The organism is Nocardia takedensis NBRC 100417 (assembly GCF_000308695.1).
GTDB classification, from domain to species: Bacteria; Actinomycetota; Actinomycetes; order Mycobacteriales; family Mycobacteriaceae; genus Nocardia; species Nocardia takedensis.
In genome coordinates, this window is the sequence record NZ_BAGG01000195.1 from 1 (window position 1) to 1446 (window position 1446).

The 1446-nt window shown below is 62.7% G+C and carries 2 protein-coding genes; both read left to right on the plus strand.

Features of this window, described 5'->3' with window-relative positions; all coding sequences use genetic code 11:
- Positions 1-79: 79 nt before the first annotated feature.
- Complete coding sequence (locus tag ON30_RS40730; protein ID WP_218006311.1) at positions 80-544, plus strand: helix-turn-helix domain-containing protein; 465 nt, start codon at positions 80-82, stop codon at positions 542-544.
- On the plus strand, positions 541-1398 hold the full coding sequence (locus ON30_RS27935) for an IS3 family transposase (protein WP_040711965.1): 858 nt from the start codon (positions 541-543) through the stop codon (positions 1396-1398). The genes ON30_RS40730 and ON30_RS27935 overlap by 4 nt, the downstream gene beginning before the upstream one ends.
- The last annotated feature ends 48 nt before the right edge of the window (positions 1399-1446 follow it).

Genomic DNA, 1446 nt, shown 5'->3' on the forward strand with positions numbered 1-1446 from the left:
TGGAGTGGTCCCCAGAAGTTGGACACCATAAGTAGGCGTCCATTCTTCGGGAGGCAGGCCGATGTACTCGGGAAGCACGTTGAGTCAGGCCGACGCCGTCTCGGCGATCGAACTGTTTGAACAGGGCTTCACCGCGAAGTCCGCGTCCCTGTCCCTTGACCTCGCCCCGAACCCTGTTCAAATGTTGTACCAGCGATGGCAGCTGAGAGGACGGGACGCGCTGGTGACGAGGGAACGCAGGCAGTACGACTTCGGGACCAAGCTCGAGATCGTGCTCCGTCATGTTGCGGGTGAGTCGGGACGGGCTCTCGCCGAGGAATACGGGCTCCCCTCGCCCAGCACCGTCGCCAACTGGACGACCACCTATCGACGCGAGGGCGAAGGAGGGCTGCGCCCCAAGAGACGGGGCCGGCCCCCGACCGATCGCGGAAACTCTGCACCGCAGAACGAGATCGAGACGCTCCGCAACGAGAACGAGCGGTTGCGTGCAGAGGTCGCGTACCTGGGAAAATTGCGGGCCTTGAAGTCACAGGAACGACGCTGAAGGTTCAAGCCGTCGAAGACCTCAAGGCGCAGTACCCGCTGTCGCTATTGCTGCAGATCGCGCACCTTCCCCGGTCGACGTTCTACGACCATCGGAACAGAATCGCCCGTGCGGATCGGCATGCCGAGCTGAAAGAAGCCATCCGTCAAGCCTTTGAAGAGGCAAGGCGCGCATACGGGCACCGGCGCATCCTGGCGATCCTGCTGCGGCGCGGATGGCGGGTGTCGAAGAAGACCGTGCTGAAACTGATGCGCACGCTCGGCCTGCAATGTCCTGTGCGCCGCCGGCGGAGATACAACTCCTTCCGGGGCGAGGTTGGCCAGGCGGCCGACAACGTGTTGAACCGCCAGTTCACCGCGGCGGTCAAGCACACCAAGTGGGTCACGGACGTGACCGAGTTCGCGATCGGGTCCTCCAAGGTGTATGTCTCGCCGGTCCTCGACCTCCACGACAACCGGGTCATCTCTGCCGCGGCCGGGCCATCGCCGAGCGTGAAGATGGTCACCGATGGCCTGCGCACCGCGATCGACAGCCTGCAGTCAGATGAGAAACCGCTGGTTCACTCTGATCAAGGATTCCAGTACCGCCACCCCCTCTGGCAGGACGCGCTCCGCGAGGCCGGTCTCACACAATCCATGTCCAGAAAAGGCACGTGCCTCGACAACGCCGTCATGGAAGGATTCTTCAGCCATCTCAAAGAGGAATGGTTCCGAATCCAGCAGCCCGCGACCGTTGACGAGTTCCACGCCGGACTGTCCGACTACCTGCAGTGGTGGAACACGACCCGCATCCAACAGCGGCTCGGCTACCTCAGCCCCGACGAGTACCTCGCCCAAACCGCCGCTGCAGCATAAGGTTTAATTCCAAGGTCCAACTTTCGGGGACCACTCCACTACTGCGCC